This window comes from Dolichospermum flos-aquae CCAP 1403/13F, assembly GCF_012516395.1.
GTDB classification, from domain to species: domain Bacteria; phylum Cyanobacteriota; class Cyanobacteriia; order Cyanobacteriales; family Nostocaceae; genus Dolichospermum; species Dolichospermum lemmermannii.
The window spans coordinates 3,793,519-3,817,847 of sequence record NZ_CP051206.1 but is presented as its reverse complement, the minus strand read 5'-3'; the positions used below and the strand labels follow the sequence as shown (position 1 = coordinate 3,817,847).

The 24,329-nt window shown below is 40.8% G+C and carries 14 protein-coding genes; 10 read left to right on the top strand and 4 right to left on the bottom strand.

Annotated elements, in window-relative coordinates:
- Positions 1-104: 104 nt before the first annotated feature.
- From ftsY to HGD76_RS18385, 4 genes are all read left to right on the top strand, one after another.
- Positions 105-1,586 (top strand): signal recognition particle-docking protein FtsY, encoded by a 1,482-nt coding sequence (ftsY, locus tag HGD76_RS18400; protein ID WP_168696621.1) that lies wholly within the window; start codon positions 105-107, stop codon positions 1,584-1,586.
- A gap of 262 nt (positions 1,587-1,848) precedes the next feature.
- On the top strand, positions 1,849-2,085 hold the full coding sequence (locus tag HGD76_RS18395; RefSeq protein ID WP_015080699.1) for a DUF433 domain-containing protein: 237 nt from the start codon (positions 1,849-1,851) through the stop codon (positions 2,083-2,085).
- Positions 2,085-2,441 (top strand): hypothetical protein, encoded by a 357-nt coding sequence (locus HGD76_RS18390; RefSeq protein WP_168696620.1) that lies wholly within the window; start codon positions 2,085-2,087, stop codon positions 2,439-2,441. The genes HGD76_RS18395 and HGD76_RS18390 overlap by 1 nt, the downstream gene beginning before the upstream one ends.
- A gap of 757 nt (positions 2,442-3,198) precedes the next feature.
- Positions 3,199-4,584, top strand: coding sequence for a PP2C family protein-serine/threonine phosphatase (locus HGD76_RS18385; protein ID WP_168696619.1), 1,386 nt, complete (start codon positions 3,199-3,201; stop codon positions 4,582-4,584).
- Between the two features lie 203 nt (positions 4,585-4,787).
- On the opposite strand, the gene HGD76_RS18380 is transcribed toward HGD76_RS18385, so the two are convergent.
- Together HGD76_RS18380 and HGD76_RS18375 are read right to left on the bottom strand one after the other, a co-directional pair.
- The gene (locus HGD76_RS18380) at positions 4,788-5,366 is read right to left on the bottom strand and encodes a hypothetical protein (RefSeq protein ID WP_168696618.1); all 579 of its coding nucleotides are present in this window, start codon (positions 5,364-5,366) and stop codon (positions 4,788-4,790) included.
- A gap of 125 nt (positions 5,367-5,491) precedes the next feature.
- Positions 5,492-6,373: a 4-hydroxybenzoate solanesyltransferase gene (locus HGD76_RS18375; RefSeq protein ID WP_168696617.1), complete on the bottom strand. Its 882-nt coding sequence runs from the start codon at positions 6,371-6,373 to the stop codon at positions 5,492-5,494.
- Positions 6,374-6,465: 92 nt separating this feature from the next.
- On the opposite strand from HGD76_RS18375, the gene HGD76_RS18370 reads away from it, so the two are divergent.
- Positions 6,466-8,100, top strand: coding sequence for a Ppx/GppA phosphatase family protein (locus HGD76_RS18370; protein ID WP_168696616.1), 1,635 nt, complete (start codon positions 6,466-6,468; stop codon positions 8,098-8,100).
- Positions 8,101-8,350: 250 nt separating this feature from the next.
- Here the strand turns inward: HGD76_RS18370 and HGD76_RS18365 are convergent, their stop codons facing one another.
- Positions 8,351-8,794, bottom strand: coding sequence for a hypothetical protein (locus HGD76_RS18365; protein WP_168696615.1), 444 nt, complete (start codon positions 8,792-8,794; stop codon positions 8,351-8,353).
- Between the two features lie 52 nt (positions 8,795-8,846).
- Here HGD76_RS18365 and HGD76_RS18360 point away from each other — a divergent pair, with 52 nt between their 5' ends.
- The 5 genes from HGD76_RS18360 (at position 8,847) to HGD76_RS18340 (ending at position 10,770) form a co-directional block, all read left to right on the top strand.
- Positions 8,847-9,062 carry a hypothetical protein gene (locus HGD76_RS18360; protein ID WP_148765491.1) on the top strand — a complete coding sequence of 72 codons (216 nt, stop codon included), beginning with the start codon at positions 8,847-8,849 and terminating at the stop codon, positions 9,060-9,062.
- The gene (locus HGD76_RS18355; protein ID WP_148765489.1) at positions 9,059-9,340 is read left to right on the top strand and encodes a type II toxin-antitoxin system RelE/ParE family toxin; all 282 of its coding nucleotides are present in this window, start codon (positions 9,059-9,061) and stop codon (positions 9,338-9,340) included. The genes HGD76_RS18360 and HGD76_RS18355 overlap by 4 nt, the downstream gene beginning before the upstream one ends.
- A gap of 653 nt (positions 9,341-9,993) precedes the next feature.
- The gene (locus HGD76_RS18350; protein ID WP_168696614.1) at positions 9,994-10,149 is read left to right on the top strand and encodes a hypothetical protein; all 156 of its coding nucleotides are present in this window, start codon (positions 9,994-9,996) and stop codon (positions 10,147-10,149) included.
- Positions 10,146-10,364 (top strand): hypothetical protein, encoded by a 219-nt coding sequence (locus HGD76_RS18345; RefSeq protein WP_096668587.1) that lies wholly within the window; start codon positions 10,146-10,148, stop codon positions 10,362-10,364. Before HGD76_RS18350 ends, HGD76_RS18345 begins: the two co-directional genes overlap by 4 nt.
- A 4-nt stretch (positions 10,365-10,368) precedes the next feature.
- Positions 10,369-10,770, top strand: a complete 402-nt coding sequence (locus HGD76_RS18340) for a PIN domain-containing protein (protein WP_096668589.1) — start codon at positions 10,369-10,371, stop codon at positions 10,768-10,770.
- A 336-nt stretch (positions 10,771-11,106) separates the two neighbouring features.
- Here the strand turns inward: HGD76_RS18340 and surE are convergent, their stop codons facing one another.
- Entirely contained in the window at positions 11,107-23,763 is a 12,657-nt protein-coding gene (surE, locus tag HGD76_RS25535; RefSeq protein WP_233466922.1) for a 5'/3'-nucleotidase SurE, read from the bottom strand.
- Between the last annotated feature and the right edge of the window lie 566 nt (positions 23,764-24,329).

Here is a 24,329-nt window from a genome sequence, read left to right as displayed (position 1 = left end):
TTTCTTTCTTTCTTTCTTTCTTTCTTAACTCCTGACTCCTGACTCGGTGACTCCTGACTCGGTGACTCCTATCCTAATTAAATTTTTATCTAAAATAAACTACAATGGCTTTTAATTGGTTTCGTCGTCCAAATAATGAATCTGCTGATACTCCTGAAAACCAATCTCAGGAAGAAACACCCGCAGTAGAAGCAACTGAACCAGAAACAACCGCACCAGATACGGCGGATTTGTTGGCTTTTGCTAAAGCTGCTTATAAAAATATTCAAGAAAAACAACAACTAGAAACAGAATTATCTGTAGCGGTTGAAGAAGATACTATCAGTGAAGAAATAGTAGAAACTCAAGTAGGGGAAATAACTGCACCGATAGAAATAGATGCAACTATCGCAGAAATTACTGAAGATGTTGTTAATGAACTACAACCAGAACCAGAATTAGCTAATTTATCTTTTTTAGAACGGGCTGCGGCCGAAAGACAAGCTAAACAAGAGAAATTAATTGCTAGTGCCATAGAAACCGAAATTCCCGAAATACAGATAAGTCCGACAGCACCAGAAATAGAGATTCCAGAACTGGTATTTGATGATGGGTTTAAGTGGTCAGCAAAGGTTTTAGCCGCCCAAGGGAGAAAAGCTGAAGATATTTCCCTGGAAGAAATTACTTGGTTGAAAAAACTCCGTCAAGGTTTAGATAAAACTCGGCGGAATATTCTTAACCAACTAAAATCAATTGTTGGTCAAGGGCCTCTTAATCAAGAGGCTGTCAATGAAATTGAATCATTACTTCTACAGGCAGATGTGGGGGTAGAGGCAACTGATTATATTATTAGTGCGTTACAAAAGAAATTACTCGCAGAAGTTACTCCCCCAGAACAAGCGATCGCTTATCTCAAAGAAATTCTCCGAGATATCCTAGATGCACCCTTGCAAAATCAAGACAAACCTAGTTTTGCACCGGCAAAAGACACCCTGACCATTTGGTTAATTACCGGAGTTAACGGGGCGGGAAAAACTACCACCATCGGTAAAATTTCTCACCTAGCACAGAAATCCGGTTATAAGTGCTTAATTGGTGCGGCGGATACCTTTCGGGCTGCGGCTGTGGAACAGGTCAAAGTTTGGGGTGAGAGAAGCGGTGTTGAAGTTATCGCTAATCCTGGGAAAAACACAGATCCGGCAGCCGTGGTGTTTGATGCGATCGCTGCTGCTCAATCTAGAGAAACCGAACTACTATTAATAGATACCGCTGGGAGACTGCAAAATAAGAAAAATCTCATGGACGAACTCAGCAAAATCCGCAAAATCATTGATAAAAAAGCCCCCAATGCCCGTGTAGAATCGCTGTTAGTTCTTGATTCTACTTTAGGACAAAATGGATTGCGACAAGCTGAAGTATTTTCCCAAGCAGCCCAACTCAGCGGCGTTGTTTTAACCAAATTAGACGGAACAGCCAAAGGAGGTGTCGCCCTCGCCGTTGTCCAGCAATTAGGCTTACCCATTCGTTTTATTGGGGCTGGTGAAGGAATTGAAGATTTGCGTCCATTCTCTAGTCATGAATTTGTAGAAGCATTGTTAAGCGATTAATATCGTCGCCGAAAAATAATTGTCCTCAGACTAGTAGTCTGCCAATCCAAAAATGACGGGTAAAGGCAAGTAGGGGAGTGGGGAGAGTAGGGGAGGGAAAAACAGAAGTTTTTTCCTATCATTATCCGTCAAAATAAATTTGACGAACTACTAGAAGTCTGGGGCTAGACAAACAAATTCCAAATTCTGCGCGGAATCTATAAAACCCGTCTTTATATCTCAAGCTATAATCAAAAGTGAAATTATCTTTAGAGAATGAGAAATGACGCTAAATAACTTATTAGAAATTCAAGGAATTATTCACCGCGATTCCGAAATTATGGGTGGAGTTCCTGTTTTTGTGGGAACTCGTGTTCCTTTACAAACATTTTTTGACTATCTCGAAGGGGAGAATGGATTAGCTGAGTTTATTAGTGATTTTCCCTATCTGGAGACTCAAACTATGAAAGTCTTGGAAAATACAGCTAAATTGATCATCGCTCAAGAACGCTGTGCTTGATGATTATATTACTAGATGAAAATCTTTTGAGTAAAAAACTCAAACAACCTTTTTTAAGGAAAGGCGACATAGTTTACAATGTTAATGATATGGGATGGCGTGGGTTGAAAGATCGAGAAATTCTTGATTTAGCTGAAAGATATCCTTTTGATGCCTTTATTACAGCCGATAAAAATCTTCCCTATCAACAAAATTTAACTAATATAATTTTGAGAATTATTGTTTTAGATTCTCGCAGCACTCGTCCTGATCATTTACTACCTTTAATGGAAAAAATTAGTGAAATTATCTCATCTTTATCAGTAGGATCTTCTGTATTGCTCAATGATATGGGTGAGATTGAATCTATTGGTTAATAGTTTATATTAAGATGAATCTGCACAAAATAAGCCTTAAAGAATAATTGAACGCAGATAAACGCAGATAAACGCAGATAAACGCAGGATATTAATGTCCTTTGATCAGCTAAATCCCCAGCAATGTAAAACTTATATTTAATCCCACGCTTTAATTCAAATGCTAGTATAAAAGTATACTGGATTTAGAGCATTAAGCAAAAATAAGCGAAATTTTTCCATAAAAGAAATCTATCTAAGGAAACATTTCGAGAATTTATGGTATATAGGTTAAATGTTTGTAGTCCATAATTGAACAAGTTTTGATTAAAAGCATGATGACAACTATGTTTTAACCAAAATTCCAGCAACACAAAAACCATGAATTAACTCACTGAAAATCTATCTGGTTTTTTAGTTTGATGATTCTTAATATATATTCTCTCAGGAATAGAGGTAATTTTGCTAATCGCAAACTTTTATTTCTCAAGATATATGAAGGGTTGATTCAGTTGTGAAAGAATTAGGGGCTGTTAATTAATCATAAAAATTACCGATTCCCAAAGATTTATTTTTGACAAATTAGAAAATTTATCATCATGGAAAATTAACCATCAAAAATGTCCTCAGCATTAACCAAGACTTAAAAAATTACCTTCAACATTTCTTCTACTCTTGCTAAAATCACGAATCTCGTTGAATATGATTTCACAATTTATCAAGAAAGAGTATTTATAAAGAATCACACATTTGCTATTCTCAACTGCAATATTAACCTGTGTCACAATTTCCCCCCCATCCTACTGATAGTAATAGCAGCACCACCACAGATGTCACTCCTGTGGTGGCACTCAAAGAACTTGTGTCCAGGCTGCATCGAGAACAAAATAAAATTCAAGACTTGCTGAGTTCCTTAGGATTTGCCCTCAGAAGCTTTAATAATTTAAATCAGTTTTTGGAACTGATTCCCCTCATGGCTACCAGAGTGACAGATGCGGAAGGTAGCGCACTTTTTCTTTATAAACCCAATGGACAAATTAGATTAGAACAACTACATTGGCAAGATACTCAGCAACGAAAAAATATTAGAAAAGCCCTAGAAACTGCCAGTAGTCAAATTACTCTTTTAACTAATTCTGGTCCTGCTGCCATTTCCACAGGCATTCTAGATGACCAAATGCACGCCGTTTTAGGTCCAGATGTCCAAATCTTTGGGACAGCTATTTTAGTTAAGCATACAGAACGGGGTTGGCTGTATGTTTTGAGTCGTGATCCAGAATATAGTTGGACAGAAACTAGACAAAAATTAGTGCGGTTAGTGGCAGACCAAACCGCAGTTGCGATTGACAATGATGAATTATCTGTAGAATTAAGAAAAAAAGCACGTTTAGATCAAGAATTAGAAATTGGTGCAGAAATTCAACGCCGACTTTTACCGCGTCAATGTCCAAATATTCCTGGTTTGTCTCTAGCAGCTCGTTGTAAACCGGCTAATCATGTTGGTGGTGACTACTATGATTTTATTCCCACTAATCAAAACCAGTTAAAGCCGAAACCACAAGCATCTCCAGAAAATGCCAGTTGGGGTTTGGTAATTGGGGATGTGATGGGTAAAGGTGTTCCCGCAGGTTTGATTATGACGATGTTGCGGGGAATGCTACGAGGTGAAGTATTGCATGGTAATTCCCCAGCGGGAATTTTGCAAAATTTGAATCGGGTTATGTATGCGGATTTGGAAAATTCCCACCGCTTTGTAACGATGTTTTATTCAGAATATGACCCGCAAACGCGAATTTTATCTTATAGTAATGCCGCCCATAATCCGCCTTTATGGTGGCACGCAGCGACAAAAACTGTGAGCCGTTTGGATACGTTCGGGATGTTAATTGGTTTAGATGCCAATAGCGAATATGAAAATGCTCAGGTTCAGTTAGAATCTGGGGACACAGTTATTTATTATACTGATGGTTTAACTGATGCGGCGGCGGCTGGTGGCGATCGCTTTGATGAAGATAATTTTGTTATATCCTTCAGAACGGCTTGTAAGTATTGTAATAGTCCCCAGGAAATTGTGGAATATCTATTTGATCAAGTTGAGCAATTTATCGGTGCTGATAGGCAAAATACCGATGATATGACGTTGGTGGTTTTGCAGATTGTGTGATTGTTATGGTAAAAATTCTATGTCCAGAATTTGATTCACAGTGTCAGGTAAATCCGCTGGGAGAGCGATCGCTACCAATACTTACGCAAAGACTACATAACACAAGATCCCCGACTTATTTAAGAAGCCGGGGATCTGACTTTTGCAATCTCCACAAATCAAATATAACTTCTATTCTTCAGGGATTGAATTTACTCCTGCTTTTACCATTTTTCCGCCCAATAGATAATTTCTGAAGATGCAACATCAATTGCGACTCCATGACTATTACCATGATTCCATTTTGCACCAGGTTGGCTTTTATCTTCGGCTTTTAATACCAATATTTCATAACTGCTAGGAAAGGTTTCTGTTTCTGAATCGCTAGTATAAAAGAATGTTGTCGGTACGCCGTTGGGTTGGTTACTATGAGTATTTGTATTCCCACCCTGGTATTGATGCTGAGAGATTTTTTTGTACTGTGTCAGGAGGTTTTTAATCTTTGCTTGTGGTTCTTTGATCCGAAGTTGTAAAGAACTACTTCCGGGAGTTAATCCTGAAGCATAAGCCATTTGTAAAACTTGAGAATCACTAGGAATTTGTCCGGGAAAATGTTGAATTTGTTGAATATCAGCCCATTGGTGGTTACGGATTTCTTGATATTGTGATGTATCAGTAATTAACTGTAATTGTTTGGTTTTACTAGCAACTTTACTCATCCAGAAACTGCCAATAACTAGACCAAAACTACCCAGGGACAGTAAAATTATTGGAGCGAGTTTAACTAAAATAGATCGCTTCATTCCGTTGGTTGCATCTAGCTTGTAGATTAATATCCCAACCTTTAAAACAGTAGTCCTGATAGTTTTGAATCTAGCTTGAGTTAGATTGACAGAAAAATTTTGATTTGGTTAAATTGATGACAAATTCACAAAGAACCAAGAATCATTCCCGCTAACATTAAAAAACCAATCCAGACATTTTGGCGAAACATTTCTCCATAAGCAGAATGAGGGATTTCAGGCTGTTGTAAGCGGATAATTTGCCAAATCCAGCCGATACTAGCCAAAATTAAACTGATCCAAAATGCTGTATTTAAATTAACTAATAAACCGACTCCAGCTAAGAGAATAACCGTACCAATCAAGAAAACAGCGATCGCTGTAGGGGCATATTTACCAAAGAATAAAGCGCTAGAATTAATGCCAATGCGTTGATCATCTTGGCGATCGCTCATGGCATAAATGGTATCAAATCCTAATGTCCATAGTACCGTCGCGCCCCAAAGCAACCAAGTCGGTGCTGTAATATTTGCTGTAACAGCACTCCAACTAATTAAAACCGCAAAACCCCAAGCAATCGAAAGCACCAATTGGGGAACAGGAAATACCCGTTTCGCACCGGGATAAAGGACAATTACCGGAACTGCGGCCACAGACAACCAGAAGCTTAAAGGGTTAAGATAGAAAGCGACAACTGCGGCACAGACGAGGGAGACTATTCCCACCACAATCCCAACTTGAACGGAAAGGGCGCGAGATGCAAGCGGGCGATCGCGTGTTCTCTCAACTTGGGGATCAATATCTCTATCCCATAAATCATTAACTACGCATCCAGCCGCACTGGTGGCGATACTACCGAGAATAATCACTCCCACCAGGGGGATAGGTGGTTTACCCGCAGCGGCTAAAAATACCGCCCACAATGCGGGTATCATCAGAATTAACCTCCCTTCTGGTTTATTCCACCTTAACAGCCGGATAATTACAAGCCATAATGGTTCTGGGTTGATTTTTGGTGTTTCTAACATATTTGCTGATTTAACATATCTTTACATTTATAGAATATCGTTATTTGCTATTTGTCCTCCAGTCCCTATTCATCTATTCAGAGAATAACAAAATGGTAAATTTAATCTCGGCTAACTGGGAAAATAAACCTAGTGAATCAGTTCAAGAAAATCAGATGATTGCAGCTATTGATATTGGTACAAATTCTTTACACATGGTGGTGGTAAAAATTGAAGCAACTTTACCATCTTTTACCATTATTGCCAGAGAAAAGGAAACGGTGAGATTAGGCGATCGCAATTTAATTACTGGCGAATTAAAACCGGAAGTGATGATGAAAGCGATCGCCTGTTTAGGAAGATTTAAAACTCTTGCTGACAGCTTAGGGACAAATAGTATTGTTGCTGTGGCGACAAGTGCAGTCCGGGAATCTCCCAACGGTCAAGAATTTCTTCAACAAGTCGAAACCGAAGTCGGTTTAAGCGTTGACTTGATTTCCGGACCTGAAGAAGCCCGTCGCATCTACTTAGGTGTATTGTCGGGGATGGAATTTAACAACAAACCACACATTATAATTGACATTGGTGGTGGTTCAACAGAATTGATTTTAGGAGACAGTGAAGAACCTCGCAGCCTCACCAGTACAAAAATCGGTGCAGTGCGCTTAACTGGGGAATTAATCGCCTCAGATCCCATCAGCGAAACCGAATTTAAATACCTCCAAGCTTACGCTAGAGGAATGCTAGAACGTTCTGTGGAAGAAGTGCAAGGAAAACTCAAAATTGGCGATTCTCCTCAGTTAATCGGCACATCTGGGACAATAGAAACCATCGCTACCATCCATGCGCGGGAAAAATTAGGTCTTGTTCCTTCCACCCTCAATGGGTATCAATTCAGTCTCCAAGACTTGCGAACCTGGGTAAATCGCCTCCGCAAAATGACCAATGTGGAACGGGCTACCGTTCCTGGGATGCCAGAAAAAAGGTCAGAAGTGATACTTTCAGGGGCAGTAATTTTACAGGAAGCAATGACCTTGCTAGGAGTACAATCCGTAACAGTCTGTGAGCGATCTCTTAGGGAAGGTGTAATTGTAGACTGGATGCTAACTCATGGCTTCATTGACAACAGACTGCGGTTTCAAAGTTCCATTCGGGAACGCAGTGTATTAAAAACTGCCAAAAAATATCAAACTAACTTAGAACATAGCGAGCGTGTTACCGCTTTTGCACTTAATATATTTGACCAAACCAAAGGACAATTACATTATTGGAATGCAGATCAACGTCAATTACTATGGGCTGCTGCCATTTTACACAATTGTGGTCACTATGTCAGTCATTCATCACACCACAAACATTCATACTACTTAATTAGAAATGGTGAATTACTGGGTTATAACGAAACCGAAATCGAAATTATTGCCAATATAGCCCGTTATCACCGCAAATCTCCACCCAAGAAAAAACATGAAAGCTATCGGAATCTATTGCACAAAGAACATCGGACAATGGTTAATCAACTCAGTGCAATTTTAAGGTTAGCTGTTGCTTTAGACAGAAGACAAATAGGGGCTATTTCTCATGTTCAATGTGAATATATTCCCAACTTCAAAGAATTTAAGATGTTGATATTTCCATCATTAATTGATGATGAATGTGCCTTAGAAATGTGGAGTTTAGATTACAAAAAAGGAGTTTTTGAAGAAGAATTTGGTTTAAGATTCATAGCAACATTAATGAATAGATAATTTTGTACCTCATTAGACCAGGAAAAGTTACAAAAAAAGGGAACAGGGAACAGATAAGAAACACTCATTTGCACCAGTTTAGAGCTTCTGTCAAAAAAAAGATGTTTTTAAAAGATGGGTAAGCACCAAAAAAACAGCACTTCGACACCGCTCAGTGACCGTGTAATTATTTCAATCTCATGTTTTTAAACATGAGTTTTTCCTGTTAGAAAGTTGCCCGTTACCTGTTCCCTCTGAAATTACAATCGCATTATTTAACCTTTAAACCAATGGAAGGAGTAACAGCATTTTCTACAGCGATCGCTTCCCCATCAATTATAATTATCCCTGAATCATCTTCCGTTTTTAAAGCTACTAAGGTTGCATCATCAAGGCTATTACCTTGTACCAAAGCCGAAAAAATCGCCCCTTCATCTCCCAGTGAATCAACAGTATTAATTTGGCTATCAACCCAATGACCTATTTCTTCTAAAATAACGCTGGTGATACTTGCGATATTTTCTTGATGATTTGCAATAAACTCTTGCGATAGATAAATTGTATTCGTAGTAGCCGCAAAAGCTCCATTTACCCCATTTAATTCCGCTGAAGAAAGAATGGTAATTGCTGGGATGTGGGGATGCGATCGCTGTTTTGGGGGATGATGGGATGGGATGCGATCGCGCAGCGCTCCGCAGGAATCGCTATTTGTCACTGTTTTAGATAAAATATAATTAAGGTGACCAAGTAAAGACAAAAATAAGAACATGATGACAGGAACAACTTTTGCAGAAATATTAGAAGCTGCTGATCAATTGCCACCTGAAGATCAGGAAAATTTAATTCAGATTTTACAAAAACGACTACGCGATCACCGAAGAACTAGTCTAGTGAAAGATGTTCAGGAAGCACAAAAAGAGTTTTCAGAAGGCAAATGTAGGACGGCAACTCCTGCACAACTCATGGAGGAGCTTCTTTCGTGAATTTTGTTTTATTACGTTCAAGTGCATTTATTCGAGCAGCACGCAAAATATTAAAAAAACAACCAGAAATTACTGAAAATTTTCAAAGTATTTTGGAGTTATTATCTACAGATCCATTTCATCCACGCCTAAAAACTCATAAATTAAAAGGAGACTTACAAGATTCTTGGGCTTGTAGTGCAGGATATGATTTGAGAATTATTTTTACATTTGTTGAACATGAAGAATCACAAGCAATCCTTTTAGAATCGGTTGGTACTCATGATGAAGTTTACTAAATGTGATAAGTAGGTGAACACAATAAAACCAAACTGTGTAAAGAAACGTAAAATCGCTGAAAACTTCTTTACTCTTGCCTCTTGCCTCAAGCCTAGTGCTATAACGACAATTTTCAACGCCAACCTACTTAATTGAATCATAGCGATAGCGAAGCACGACCTAGTACCGTAAGTCAAAAGTCGAAAGTCAAAAGTCAAAAGTCAAAAATAATATGACGTAAGCTTTTTAGTGATTGAGAATGGTTGTTTTATTTACGCCGCAGTGTACTAGTAATCGCTGTTTGGGGGGATGATGGGAAGGCGATAGGGATGTGGGAAAATGAGATTTACAGCAATTCTCGCTCTAATGAAATACAATGGAGGGCGCAGTCCCTGCGCCCCTACGGTTTTGGCGATGAAAAACTGGGATAAGGCAAGGGACGGGGTGCATAGCTGTACTACTATTTTCTGTACTCCCCCAACGCCTGGATGCGCTCGAATCAAATCCTAAGCAAAGACAAACTGTTTACTGTCCCCAACATTGATAAAACTGCTGAAACAGCAAAGACATGATATCGAGTATACAAAAGTCTGGCATCTATCAAAAGTTAGATATTTAAAATTTTTCCTCAAGAATCTTACCTGAGTAGGTGTGTAGTTAAACGTCGTAGACATTGCTGTTTGGGAGATTTGGGGGTGCGATTGCGAAGCTGACTGAAGATATCGCTGATGGGGATGCGATCGCTTTGATGCTGTTAGGAATGGTAATGGAAATAAATTCAGCTATAATACAATTAACAAGCGAGCAAAGAGTAAGAAAATATATATGATTACTGTAGAATTTCAAACCACTATTGAAAATGGGATGATAAAAATTCCCGAACAGTACCAACAACAGTTAAAACAACCCAATATAGTTAAAGTCACTCTTCAACAAGAAACCTCTGAACAATCTGGAAATTACCTCCAATATTTATTGGAGCATCCTTTAAATATAGAACAATTAAATCCAATGAAACGAGAAGAAATTTACGAAACCGAATAAAAAGATGACGACTTTTTTAGATTCAAATATCTGGATATATGCACTTAATCAGAGCCAGGATATCCGAAAACATCAAATTGCTAACCATCTAGCTATACAAACAGGACTTTATTTAAGTACCCAGGTAATCAATGAAGTTTGTGTAAACCTAATCAAAAAAGGAAAATTTCCTGAAAATCAAATTCAAAATCTTATTCAAGGTTTTTATCAAATTCATCATATCGTTGAACTCGATTTGAATATATTGTTGAAAGCATCCGCATTAAGAACAAAATATTTATTCTCATTTTGGGATAGTTTAATTATCGCCAGCGCACTATCAGTTAATGTCAATCAACTCTATTCAGAGGATATGCAACACGGTTTTACGGTGGAAGGATTACAAATTATTAATCCTTTTCTCTAAGCGATAGCGAAGCACGACCTAGTACCGCAAGGCGGAAGTCAAAAGTCAAAAGTCAAAAGTCAAAAATAATATGGCGTAAGCTTTTTAGTGATTGAGAATGGTTGTTTTATTTACGCCGTGCTGTACTAGTAATCGCTGTTTGGGGGGATGATGGGAAGGCGATAGGGATTGGGAAAATGAGATTTATGTTATGTTACAGCAATTCTCGCTTTAATCAAATACAATGGAGGGCGCAGGCCCTGCGCCCCTACGGTTTTGTGATAAAAACTGTACCTCGTAACACTAAAAATCAGGGGCTTAACGCATTGCGCTAAACCCCAACAGGAGAATTATATTCTAAGCAAGGATAAACTGTTTAGGATCTGTCAAACTCAAACTACTGGCTTGAATCCCAGTCAGAGTCGCTAAAGTTTGATTATTGAAGACAATCGCGGTATCTGCACCAACTTGATTTAACTTGAGTGTGGATGTGGTAATACCTAAACTGACAGCACCTTGAATACCGATGACATCAGTACCAAGTTGGAAGTCAAGCACGGTATTAGCAGCTTTGGGTAATTCAGCATTGACAATCCAGAATTGGTCAGCACCGGCACCACCGGAAATTAAGTTACCACCACCAAGACTAACTCTGAAGATATCTTTACCATCACCACCCAAAGCGCGGTCATTGCTACCTAAATAGAAGGTATCATCACCCACACCACCGGATATGCGGTTGCCACCTTGACCATCTCTCGCATCAAAGGTGTCATTACCATCACTACCGAAAGCGCGATCGCCCTTATTCACAAAGATAGTATCATCACCGCTACCCGAATCAACGATATTGTTACCAGCAAAGGGAGAAATTGCCCCCAAGACAGTATCAACTGTGTCATTACCTGCACCAGTGAAGATGGTGTCGTTGATGCCATCAGTGCCACCACTGACAAACAAATCATCTTTACCAGTTGTTCCGGCAATATATTGGGTAGCTTCTGCTATAGACGCAGATATACCTAAACGGGAATCAAGGGCGAGGGGTTTGTCTAATTCCAATACCACCATCTCATTGTTGTCAATCGCGGGAGGACGACCGATAGAGAAGGGATAGTTGTTATCGTTTGCTACCAAAATGGTTTTGCTATCAATTACCAACACATCTTCAATGGTTTGGAAAGGCATATCGTAGGTAGTTTTGCCGTCACCATTGAGATCATTGGTGTCTTGGATATTGAGAAGGTTGGCTACTTCTTCTTTGGAGACAAAGCCATTAGCATCAATTTTGCTAAAATCAACTTTGAATATCTTCTTGAAAAGGGCGGTACTACCTTGGCCATTATCCCGTTCAATAACTAGGAACTCGTTGTTATTGATGGGAGTGAAATCACCGATCGCATTGCTGGTACTGGCTAATTGATAGCGTCCTACCAAACCTTGGTAGCTTTCGCTGGCTACATCGAATTTATAAATCCGTACAGAACCAGCAGGATCGCCGACAACAGTTCCTTCCAGCATCGGGTAGATGGTTTGACGATCAGGGCTAAATGCCATGCCTTCAAAGCCTTGGGAGCGGTTTAAATTGGCTGTTACGAGGTCGCCGTAGTAGGGTTGATTAGGAGCAAAGTATTCTGGGGAATTATTGAAGTAAGGGGTATTTAAATTCCCGTTGGGATTAGCGTAGCCTGTACCAGCTAGGTAATTATTTACTAGAACTTGTCGCCCGGTTTTGGGGAAGTCGGTAAAGAAACCATCTACACCCAAATCAATGAACTTACGGAACTCTGCACCGGGGTCGTTTTTGTAAGTATCGGGAAGGAAGAACTCGTCATTTCTTAAAGTGTAGAGATGGACGATTAAACCAGCTTTGTGGGCATCTTGGATTAGGGTTGTGGGTGTGCCTAAAACGCGATCGCCATCACTGATTTGACCATCACCATTGAGATCATCAGCAGTACCATCCTTATTGGCATCTACCGTCAACTGAGGAATAATCCGCTGTTTATTCGGTCCAATTCCTTTGGCGTAGGTAGCAATTTCTGTTAAACCTGCTGGTGTAGAAATATCGGTATAGGTGCGGGTATCACCACTGACTACAAAATCATAAGGACGACCTGAACCGCCAAACAATTGCACTAGAGGAATATCAATCCCTGCGGTGGGCATGATGGTATTTTTCAGTGCCTTGAGGTTAGTAACTTCAAAGGATTGAATGAAGACGCGAGATGGGTCGGTAAAGTTCTCAGCTTTGAGGGTGTCTGCTAAGATTTGGCTAGTATTGATACCTTGCTGTTGAAAGAAAGTGGGATGTTTGGTTTCAGGATAGATACCGATTTTGCGTCCTGTTTCTAGTTCGACTTGTTTCACCAAATCAATGACTTCTTTCAAGGTTGGTACTTTCAATCCGTCTTGATCAAAGGTAGTACCACGCAAAGCAGGAATCCGTTCAATCGCATTTAGTTCCTTGACTTCTGCCAGGGTAAAGTCTTCAGCAAACCAACCGGCGACATTACGACCATCTAAATTTTTGATTTTCAGGCGATCGCTAAATTTATCACGTAAGTAAACATCCGTGCTTGTATCGGTAGTATTGATAACTGGCTTGCCATTGGTATCTCGTTGAATTGTGCCGTCAGTATTGAGAACACCGACTGCTAACATGGGTTCGTGACGGGCAATTAAGACACCATCTTTTGTTACCACTAAATCCGGTTCAACGAAATCTGCACCTTGAGCGATCGCTAATTTGTAGGCTTCTATTGTATGTTCTGGACGTTCACCACTTGCACCCCGGTGGCCGATGACGATGGGGGCTTTACCTGTGAGGGTATCAAATTTAGGAGTAGAGAGAACAGTGGGATTTTGGGGCGATCGGACTTGATTCGCCGTAATTTGATCCCGAACTAAGTCTCCTGTCCCTGGGAAGTCAGTAAAGTAACCATCTACACCCAAACTAATGAATTGACGGTACTCCAACTCAGGATTGTTATTGTAATTTGATGCTAGAGAACGGCTTTCATTGCGGAAGGTGTAAGGATGGACAAGCAAACCCTCTTTGTGGGCATCACTAACCAAGCTGGTGGGTGCTAGGGTAACTTTATCCGCATCGTTAATCACACCATCGTTATTGAGATCGTCAGGTTTACCATCATTATTGTTATCAACTGTTTTCACCGAAACAATCTGCCGTTTCCAAGGTCCAATACCATCAGCGTAGGCAGCAATTTCTTTCAAACCAGTAGGAGTTAATAAATCTCCATAGGTGCGGGTGTCTCCCTTAACAGTGAAATCGTAGGGACGAGCGTAAACATCTTGATACAACAGTGTGCCATCGTTGGCGACATCGTAGGCATCAAGCAATTGTACCAAAGGAAGATTCACACCAGCCGCCGGCATGATGGTGTTGTTTAAATCCTTGAGATTGCTGACTTCAAAGGACTGAATGAAAACCCGTTTGGGATCAGTAAATCCTTTGACTTTGAGGGTGTCAATCAGTTTTTCTTCCAGAGACAAACCCAAATTGTCGTGATAGGTGGGGTGTTTGGTTTCAGGATAAATACCGATTTTCTTACCAGTTTGTACCTCAACCTCTTTCACCAAATCAATAATTTCGCCCAGGGTAGGAACTTGGAGAAGACCGTTGTATAACTGATCTCGGAAACCTTGAGGCATTACAGCCCGCAGAGTTTTAATTTCTGCCAAGGTAAAGTCGGAAGCAAAGAAGCCTTCTTCAGTGACACCATCTACCAACACCGTCTTTTTCCGACTAGCAAATTCGGGACGACTAGCTACATCGGTGGTATTAATCAGGTTAGGTTCATGACGGGCAATTAATATCCCATCTTTAGTGGATACCAAATCTGGTTCAATGAAGTCTGCACCGCGTAAAATCGCCAAGCGGTAGGCTTCAATCGTATGTTCTGGTAGTTCACCACTAGCACCACGATGGCCAATGACAATGGGGGCTTGACCGTTGAGGGTATTTAGTTTAACAAGGTTAGGAGTGGCGAAGGGTGCATCTAATAAAACACCATTGCTATTGAAATGTAGTAGGTAAGTTCCAAATTCATCACCGACCCAAATATCGCCTTTAGCATCAATCACAAAGGACTCTACATCAAAGTCAGCCCCGGTCAGTTCCCGTTTGGCTGTGTTTTTATTGACAATATCAAAGGGGATTAATTTATTGGGGTCAGAGAGTTGAATGAAGTTTTGAACCGCTACAGAACCATTAGCGTTTTCTGTACCCGCAAAATTGGGGTCAACTTGGTAAAGTCGCAGGAGGAAATCAGCACTGTTATTTTTTGCGCCAAAACCGTTATCTGCTAAGAACCAAAAGACAGAACCAGCACCATTGGGGGCAAATTGGACACCACTAAAACCTTGCACTGGTTGACCAGGAAAGGGGGTAGTCCGTCCATTGGTAGGATTAGTTACGGCTGCACCCGCAGACGGGCCAGCGGCGAAGGTATCAGCAGGTAAAGAAGCAAAACCTTTGAGTGTCACCATATTAGAAGCAATATTTAGGGTAGTTGAACTTTGATCATCTTCTTGGGCGTTGTTATTACCAGCACCAGAATCAAAGTCAGGTTGATTTTGGGCGGTAATTTCGGCTTTATTGGTCAATGCCCCACTTTGAGTCACTTTAGCTGTGAGTTTCAGGGTGCGGGTAACATTACCAGCAATTTCTCCCACTTCCCACACACCGGTTTGACTGTTGTAAGTTCCTTGTTCCGGTGTTGCAGAGATGAAGGTAAATGGTTGTGGTAAGAAATCTGTGACTTGAATGCCGTTAGCCAGTAGAGAACCTTTATTGGAGAGGGTTAAGGTAAATGTCACCTGGTCTCCGATAACTGCGTTCGTGACATTTGCAGTTTGACTTAACTCTAAATCCACAAAATTATTAGCTGTAACTTCAAACTGACTAACAATTTTCGGCTGACGACTAGATATAGCTGCGGGATTTCCTTCTACTTCCTGACGGGTATAAGGGTCAATGCCGTAGGTGGTTACAGTCAATTTTTGGGTGGCTTGGTTAATGTTAAACTCTGTCCAGCCGTATGTATGAGTAGCAACATAGTCACCTTGCAATAACTTGGCATCAATCAAGCCATTCGCTACAGTCAGATTGTTATTCAAGCCAATGGGGTCATAACCTAAAGCATTGATGCCACCATTAATGACTTGTTTGATGAAATCGTCTCTATCATTAACTGTGCTGTCAACGTCATTAGCTACAGGTAGGGAATTGTAAAATGCCTTCTGTTCAGGAGTGAGGAAGAAATTACCCACTGTTGGCCCAAAAGGAGCATCATAAGCTACAGAACCAGTAATAATTTCAAAGGCACTGGTGGGGATTTGTGCCTGTCCTGGTGCTAATTGGTAGGTGAGGTTGTTGACTAATGTGCCGTGGAAGTCTGCGGTGACAAAGACAACGTTACTAATTTTGCTGTCGTTGATGAATTTGAGAATTTCTGTTCTTTCAGCAGCATAGCCTTCATATCTATCGGCAGCGAACTGCTTGCAGCAGCGCTTCGCTATCGCTACTCCCAAATTCTGAATAGGCTCTGGCAATATGATAAACTTCCAGGTGATGCCATCCTTCTGTGCTTGGATTAAGTCGCGTTTGAGGTCATCCAACTGGACTTTTCCTAACATTGTCCGATTCGGATTAAAGGAATCAGTCAGGAATTTTGTTACCTGGGTGGCATCACCAATATTAGCGACATCTGTTAAGCCTGGGTCACGGAAGGAACGGGCATCAAGAACGAAAGTGGCGGCATCACTACCAAAGGTGTTGTAACGGTAAAGTTTGCGTTCTCCGGCTGTGCGAGTATCCCCTGTTGCCCCATAGAATTGGTCACTAATGGGGTTATATTCTTGGAAGGCTTGGAAACCGTTTTCGTAAAGTGGGGAATCGTTAACTAAGCCAGAAGTTGCACCAAATAGAGTTTTATCTGCGGTGGAGGCGGTGGCTAAGTCTTTTCCACCTTGGAAGTCATTGACTACTTCATGGTCATCAACAGTTGCCAAGATGGAAGTAGCAGCCCGTAAATCACCCAGGGTATTTTCACCGTATTTTTGGCTGTAAACTTCTGCTTGTTTGGCACGATATTCATCTACAGTGATAACTTGCTTTTTCTCTGTCCCATCAGGGTTTCTGACGGCAGGTGACGCAACGTCAGCGTAGATGGTATCACCCAATTCCACAAAGAATTTCAGGTTTGCATCATCAGCATTGCTAACGGCTGGATAAGGGGCAAGTTCGCCACGCCAATCTCCAGAAACACCGAATTTCAAGCCTGTTTTGTTACCAATTGCGGCGGCTGTGCTAAATTTACCAATGCTGGTTGCCCCGGTGGTATCTGTAACTCGATAGAAGTATTTGGTATTGGGAGTTAGTCCACTAACTGCCACCTTCACAGGTAGGTTAATGTCAGTGACATTAGCCGTTTGTGTCCCCGCAATGGTACTGAAGTTAGAGTTGGTGGAATACTCAAATTTAACTGCACCGGGGAAGATACTCCGCGCCCACAAAACTGTAGAGGTTTGGGTGGTGTCTCCACTGGCAATCCCATTCACAGGTAAAGGTGCGGCATCACTCGCTACTTTTTGAAGACTGGACGCACTTGCACTCCAGTTACCATCAATGGGTGTAATGGTAATGTTGCGTTCTAGGAATTTACCACCTTCTGATTCTATGTCACCTGTAATTGTGGGTGAACCTAAGAGAATGCTGGTTACACCATTTTGGTTTTTAGCAACATTGAAGTTGAGGCTGGTGGTTTCGTCGAATTTGGTTAATGCTACACCTGTTAAGGTTTTAAGACTGGCATTATCAGGGTTGTAGGCGGGAACGTTGATGTTTAAACCGACACCCTTGGGTAATAAATCTGGGTTAGTACCTTGGGTGGTGAGAAGTTTGTTAATGGTATCTACAACCATTCTAGCAGCAACATCATAAGCCTTTTCGGTGCTGGACTTGTTGCCCTGTTGGAACTCTGCTAAATTGATACCAGCACTCACAGCGATCGCCGGAATCCCACTTTGTAAGGCCGTAACCGCCGCACTCAGTGTCCCGGAGGAAATAGCATCAAAACCAACGTTTTCCCCTTCATTAATCCCAGAAATTACTAAGTCGGGTTTGGCTAAGTTCTCTTGACTGGGCAAAATATAATCTAAACCTGCCCAAGTGGCAACAACTGGTGTACCGTCAACGTACCATTTATTTTTCGCCCCATCAAATTCGACAACTTCCATATTTTGGAAGATTTTATCGGTATTAATGGAAGTTCCTTTACCGCTTTGTTGGGTTTTGGGTGCAACTAGGATGACGTTATGACCGGCTGCAACTAAGGCATTATAGATAACGTCTATGCCCTTAGCTTGGTAGCCATCATCATTTACCAACAAAATATTTAAGGATTTGCTGGCAGTGGCAATGGGATTAACTAAATTGGGTACAGTTAAAGACAGACGTGGTGCTAATGCTTGACGCTGACTTGCGGTTGTTCCCCAATCACCATCAAAGGCTGTGACGGTAATTTTATCAGCTAAAAACTGTTCTCCCTCAGATGTGGGTTTGGGAGTTGCACCGGCAGGAAGAGAATTTTGACTGTAAAGGATGCTTTGACCTGTACCAAAATTCGCTGGTAATTGACCAAATTTAAAGTCAAAACTACCTGCTAAATCAAACTCTGTGAAAGCAATACCTGTGATTGGGTTATCAGCAGGAATATTGACATTTAAACCAATACCGTCGGGTAATAATTGGGGTTGATTGCCTTGTTTTGCCTGTAATTGGGCAATTAAATCAACGACGTAATTAGCACCCACTTGATAAGCTTTATCGGTGCTGGGATAACCAGCGGCACGTTCTGATAAAATTATGCCAGCACTAACGGCAATGGACGGTACACCTTGATGTACAGCAGAAACCGCAGCGCTGAGTGTACCAGAAATAATTCCTTCTAAACCCAGGTTTTCCCCTTCATTAATTCCAGAAATGACTAAATCTGGTCGTTGTTTAACAACAAAATCCAATCCTGTCCAAGTGGCAATAACTGGTTTACCATCTACATACCATTTATTTGGTGCGTAGTTGACTACCTCAATGGGTTGGAAAACTTTATCGGTATCAATGGCTGTACCTTGGCCACTTTGTTGGGTTTTTGGTGCAACTAGGGTGACTTTATGACCAGCAGCCACTAGTTTGTCGTAAAGAACATTAATTCCTTTGGCTTGATAACCATCATCATTTACCAACAAGATATTTAAAGATGGTTTGGGTTGAGGAGTTGTCAAGTTATAGGGTAGTTCTAAAATCCCTAGTTTTTCGGTCGGGGTATTACCAGAAACGTTAAAGTCGTTGTCGTTAATTAATGCCAGGGTATTGGGTGAAACTAATGCTAAACCTTCTAATTTTTCCACACCTGTATAACCAAGTTGGGCAGCATTGGCAATTAAACTTTTGCTAACTGGGGTAATTTTAGCAGTGGTTAATTCGGCTGGTGTGAGTTGTTCAATGGTTTTACCAGCAGGTAAGGTGAAATTAGCAGAATTATTGATATTAGTTGCCCCAGCTAAATTAATTTGATAAATCAATTTGTTGGAGGCATTTGTTCCTAAATCATCCCTTTCGACAACGGCAAATTTACCATTACCCAAGGAAACTGCATCACCGATTTTATCAGTTTTAGCGTTACCAGCAGCAGTGATATTGTCAAGTAAATAGAGATATTCACCAGTGACTTGTTTGGAAATAATGTCAAATTCCAAAATTCTCAAATTACGGGAATTTCTGGATGTTGTATCATTGGCATTATCTGGGTTATCAATGGGACTTTGAATAAAGGCGTAAAGTTTACTACCTTCTAAAGCTACGGCTTCAAAACCGCGATTGTTGCGACGTTGACCATAAACTGCGGGTAATACCTCTGTGCCAAAAGTTCCTGCTGCTGCGTCTGGTTCGAGGGCTGTGGCTGTCCCTTGGGGAATATAACGGTTAAGTAATTTACCATTCACATCGAAGTTATAAATGGCGGGACGGTATTCATCTACCAGCCAATAATCGCCATTTGGGGCAATAACTATCCCCTCTAAATCAGCCCCCAATGCCTTGTTAGCTATGACTTGACCATCCAAATTAACCGCAACTTCATCGGTGTATGCTGTACCATTTGCCCCTGCTTGCAGGTTGGGAAGTCCAGTTAATGGGGTTGTGCCATTTTTATCAAATAGTCCTGTTCTCTTGGTGATGGTAATTGCACCCGTTTGTTTGTTGAGTTCAAAACTGACTATTTCTGGTTGAAAATCGGGTAAATAGAAGGGACGATTAGCACCGGTGGGGTCGCCATTTGGTCCCCTGTCGGTGTGAGTGACAAATTGGAGATTACCATTTACCGCAATACCTTGGAAATACAACCCGGAGAAACCACCTAAGAAGATATCTTGACCTTTGCTAGTTGTTCCTAATTTGGGAAGATTGGTAAATTCGTAATTAGTTAGTCGTGGTTGGGGGACGGGGTTACGAGGGTTGTAACTGGTTGTATCTATTTTCAGGACTTGGGGTAAGGTAGCAACAATATTTTCCCAAGGTACTAACTTAAAGTTGCTGCTGATGTTCTCACCACTAACAATGGTGGCGGGGTCATTTGCACCGTCTTGGGTGATAAATACACCATAAGGGAAATTGGGACCCAAGGGCAGATTAATAACATCCGCACCGTCGGATTCTTGAACGCTGTCAATTCCTCCATTGTTCCCAACTCCAAATCTGCCTAAAAAGTCGTTGTTGCCTTCACGGGTATATGCTGCAAAGGTGTTATCGCCTTGACTGGATGCTAACAGGTAGCCTGTACCGTTTTTACCGTAATAAATGGTTAAGCCTTCAACATCATTGGTGAGATTTTTTCCTCCCTCAGCTTTGACTTTCTCAATTAATTTACCTGTTGAACCACCATTGGGTTCAGCGTCGAATTTCCAAATCCCCACATCTTCTTGACCAATGTACAGAAATCCTGTTTCTTGGTCTGCTACCATGCCTTCTGTTTGGGCGGAAGCACCTGCTGTTGTTGATGAAGGAATGGTGAAGCTACGAACTACCTCATAACCAATTTTACCGTTGCCTTTGTCTACTAATTTTAATTGAGCGACATCTCCAGTTTGACGACGGCTGGTGAAGACGTAATAATCGTTGGTAATTTGGCTGCGGTAGAGTCCTAAGCCATAGGAACTCTTACTAGATGCAGAATAACTGGGTGCAAAAGGTACACTTTGGAAAATTGTGGCGGCGCTACTATCGGTAATATTTTCTAGGAAATTGCCATTAGTGCTGTTAGGATTGATCTTGAAGATTGCTAACTTGTCATTATTTCTATCGCTCGCCACAGCAATATCAACTTTTTGACCACCCAAGGTAAATCCATATTGCAAGTCAACGTTGTTATAACGAATATCTGGATTACTAGGATTAATGGTTTGCAACAGGTTTCCAGCTAAATCATAAATCCGCAAACCGCCATTTTTGACGCTAGTTACAACTAGACTCTTGCTAGAATCTGTAGCATTAACATAAATTGCTGGATCATCCGCATCGGCTCTTTGACTAAATGGTAAACTACCATCATCTAAAAGCGCGGGACGGGTTTCAACTATAGGGGTGACAGTGGGAACTACATCTGCACTCAAGGTGATAATTTGCGTAAATTGGGTAGCGCCAAAGTTGTTATCACTCACCAAAACAATGGATTGGGTACCATCTGCCAATTTGGGACCAAATGCCAGACCTTCAATATTATCTGTACCTGTGGGATGATTGCCGTCACTATTGGGCAAATTCAGGGTATCAAGATTTAATAACAACCGTTTTTGAGCAGGTTGAATTGCGGCTAGTTGGTCAGCAGTGAGGCTACTCAAGGAATCAACTGTATTAATGTCTGTTGCCCCTTGGAGGGTGATTTCATAGATTTTGATCGTGTTTCCTTGTCCGACGGCAAAGGAGCGTTCTAGTGCCAATAAAGTCCCACGATTATCAATTGCTAATAAATCTACCAAACCGTTATCAGCAGAACCATTGCTAGGGTTAGGAGTTTTAGCAATAGGGTCAGTAATATACAGATATTCTTTCTCTGGTTGTCCTGTCACCAAATTGTATTGAATAATCCGAGAACGGCTGCTGGTGGTAGTTGTAGAAATTGCACCATCTTGAAACAGGGCGCTTTCTGTAGCTGTGAATAGGGTTTTCTGGTCAGGTGTAATGCTTAAACTTTCAAATGCTAAGTTGTTACGCACTCCTGAAGTTTGGGTATCACCTGTATCAACAACATTATTGTTGTTAGTATCTTGAACTACAGGATTAAATTTCTTGGGTACTGCTAAAGAACGAATTTCCTGTCCTGTAGTCAGATTAAACTCTTTAATGAACGGATTGGTGACGCGACTTGCACCTAAATCTGGTCTCACTTCCCCTTCTGAGGAGATAAAAACTGTCCCATTGCTGGTTAAAGCAATACCTTCTGGATCTAAGCTATTAGCTGCAAAAGGATTACCATTAATATCCTTGAGTTGGACAACATTGGTAAAAGTTACCGTATTAGTAACAGGGTCGAGAGTGAAGGTATAAAAACGGGCATTTTGTGAGCGATCGTCAGAAATGGCATAATAGCGATTATTTACCGCATCGTAAGTTACACCGGACAATCCACCCAACGCAACTTGTTGACCATTTACTGTTCCGGCTGCACCAGAGGGAATAAAACCAGTATTGAAGATAGTTTGTCCCTTGAATCCTGCACTAACATCAGTTTTTCCAGGTTCTGTCTCACCAACTTGCACATCTGCATATATTAACCGATGGTCAGAACTAGGGAAACCACCGGGAAGACTAGAGTTAAAAGTTCCTACTAATGGGAAATTTGCATCAGTATTGCTAGGCCAATATACTTCTGATTTACTAATTTGTAAGTCAGAGGAAGGAAGTACATAGTCTGTTCTCAGATTTCCCGGTGCAGTATCAGCGAAGTCGGCAGTGTCGAAAGCAGGATTACCTTTATGATTGTTATTTGCCTGACCTTGTAAAGTTGCCTGTTGAGGAGCGCCTAAACTGGTGGGAATAACATTTGTATTAATACTGGGATTTAGTAACAGTTGACGAATAGCATTGTTATAACTATCACCATCTAAGGGATCAGCATTTTGATCACCCATGATGACAAAGCTTGAACCTGCGGCAAGATTACCTTTTTTACCCCCATCATCATAGATATAATCACCTTTGCCTGGGGTAATATAATCTGCCCAAAAGCGGATTTCATCACTATTGCGTTTACCGTTGCGGTCTTCAGTTCCATCAAAGGTGGGTGGTGTGGGGTGACTGACAAGAACATGAACTGTTTCCCCATTTACTGTAATTGGTACATCCCAATGACTTTTAGAAGATAACCGCAAAACGTTGATTTCTTCAGGTGAATAAAAACCGTTTAAGTTCTCATTTATTGAAGTTGCGGAATTATCTACAGTTGGGTCATTTGTTAATAAGTTTCCTGGCATATCCTTCCACAAGAAATTCTGGAAGGTGCGGACGTTAGCTGTATCAATAGGATATTTAGAAAGCAACAACATTCCAAACTGACCAGGGAAGTTCCCAAAGCCAAAAGCATCGTCACCGTATCCGGTTGTGCCTGGAGTTGTGACTGTTGTACCATTATTATTTAAGTCAAAACCAGAAGCAATTCCAGTATTACTAGGAGAAATATAAAAGTAGGAATAGTTAACTGGTGTTGCACCGTTTTGACTGATTTGCAGATAATTTTGTCTAAAAAGATTTACTGCTGCGGGGGAATAGTCAAATTCATTAATTAGTAATACATCTGGGTTGTTGCGTTGAATAATTTCGGCAACTGTTTTTGCTTGAGCGTTGTTAGGGGTAGATAAATCAGTTACCAACTGACCGGCAGTGTTGCGGTTTAGGGACGCATTAAACTGGGAAAAGCGGACTGTAGTAAGTACCATATTTTTTATACAGATTTAGCTTACACAAAGATAATCTGGTGACAGGAAATTGCAGATGACGTAATTGAAAATATCAATCGAAAGTTAAGATACTATTATCTGTAGTTCAGATTTATTTAAGTGATGATTAAGCTTAGAGCAAAATTCAGGAGTTAGGAGTCAGGAGTAAAACTGGATTGCTGTCCAACTTTAAATTTAGGTCTTTGTATAGGATTTTGGTAAAAAAGGACTTTCTCAATTGCTGGGGGTCTATTCTCATTATTATTGAGAATTTTATCAATAATCAAACGAGTTTTTGTGATTTCAGCTAGGGGGCTTGACAGTGTTTCGAGTTTTGGGTATGCTAATGGTATGAATGGGAAAGTGTGCGCCCATATAGGATATGACCGCTACCCATTTACCTGCGCCAGTAAAGATGCTGTCGTTGATGCCATCAGTGCCACCACTGACAAACAAATCATCTTTACAAAATGTGAAAAATAAAAACCCCCCTCTACAAGTGAACAGAGGTAGGGGTATCGCACAGTTTTTTTATGTTAGGGAACACCAAAAAATAAATTACCCAA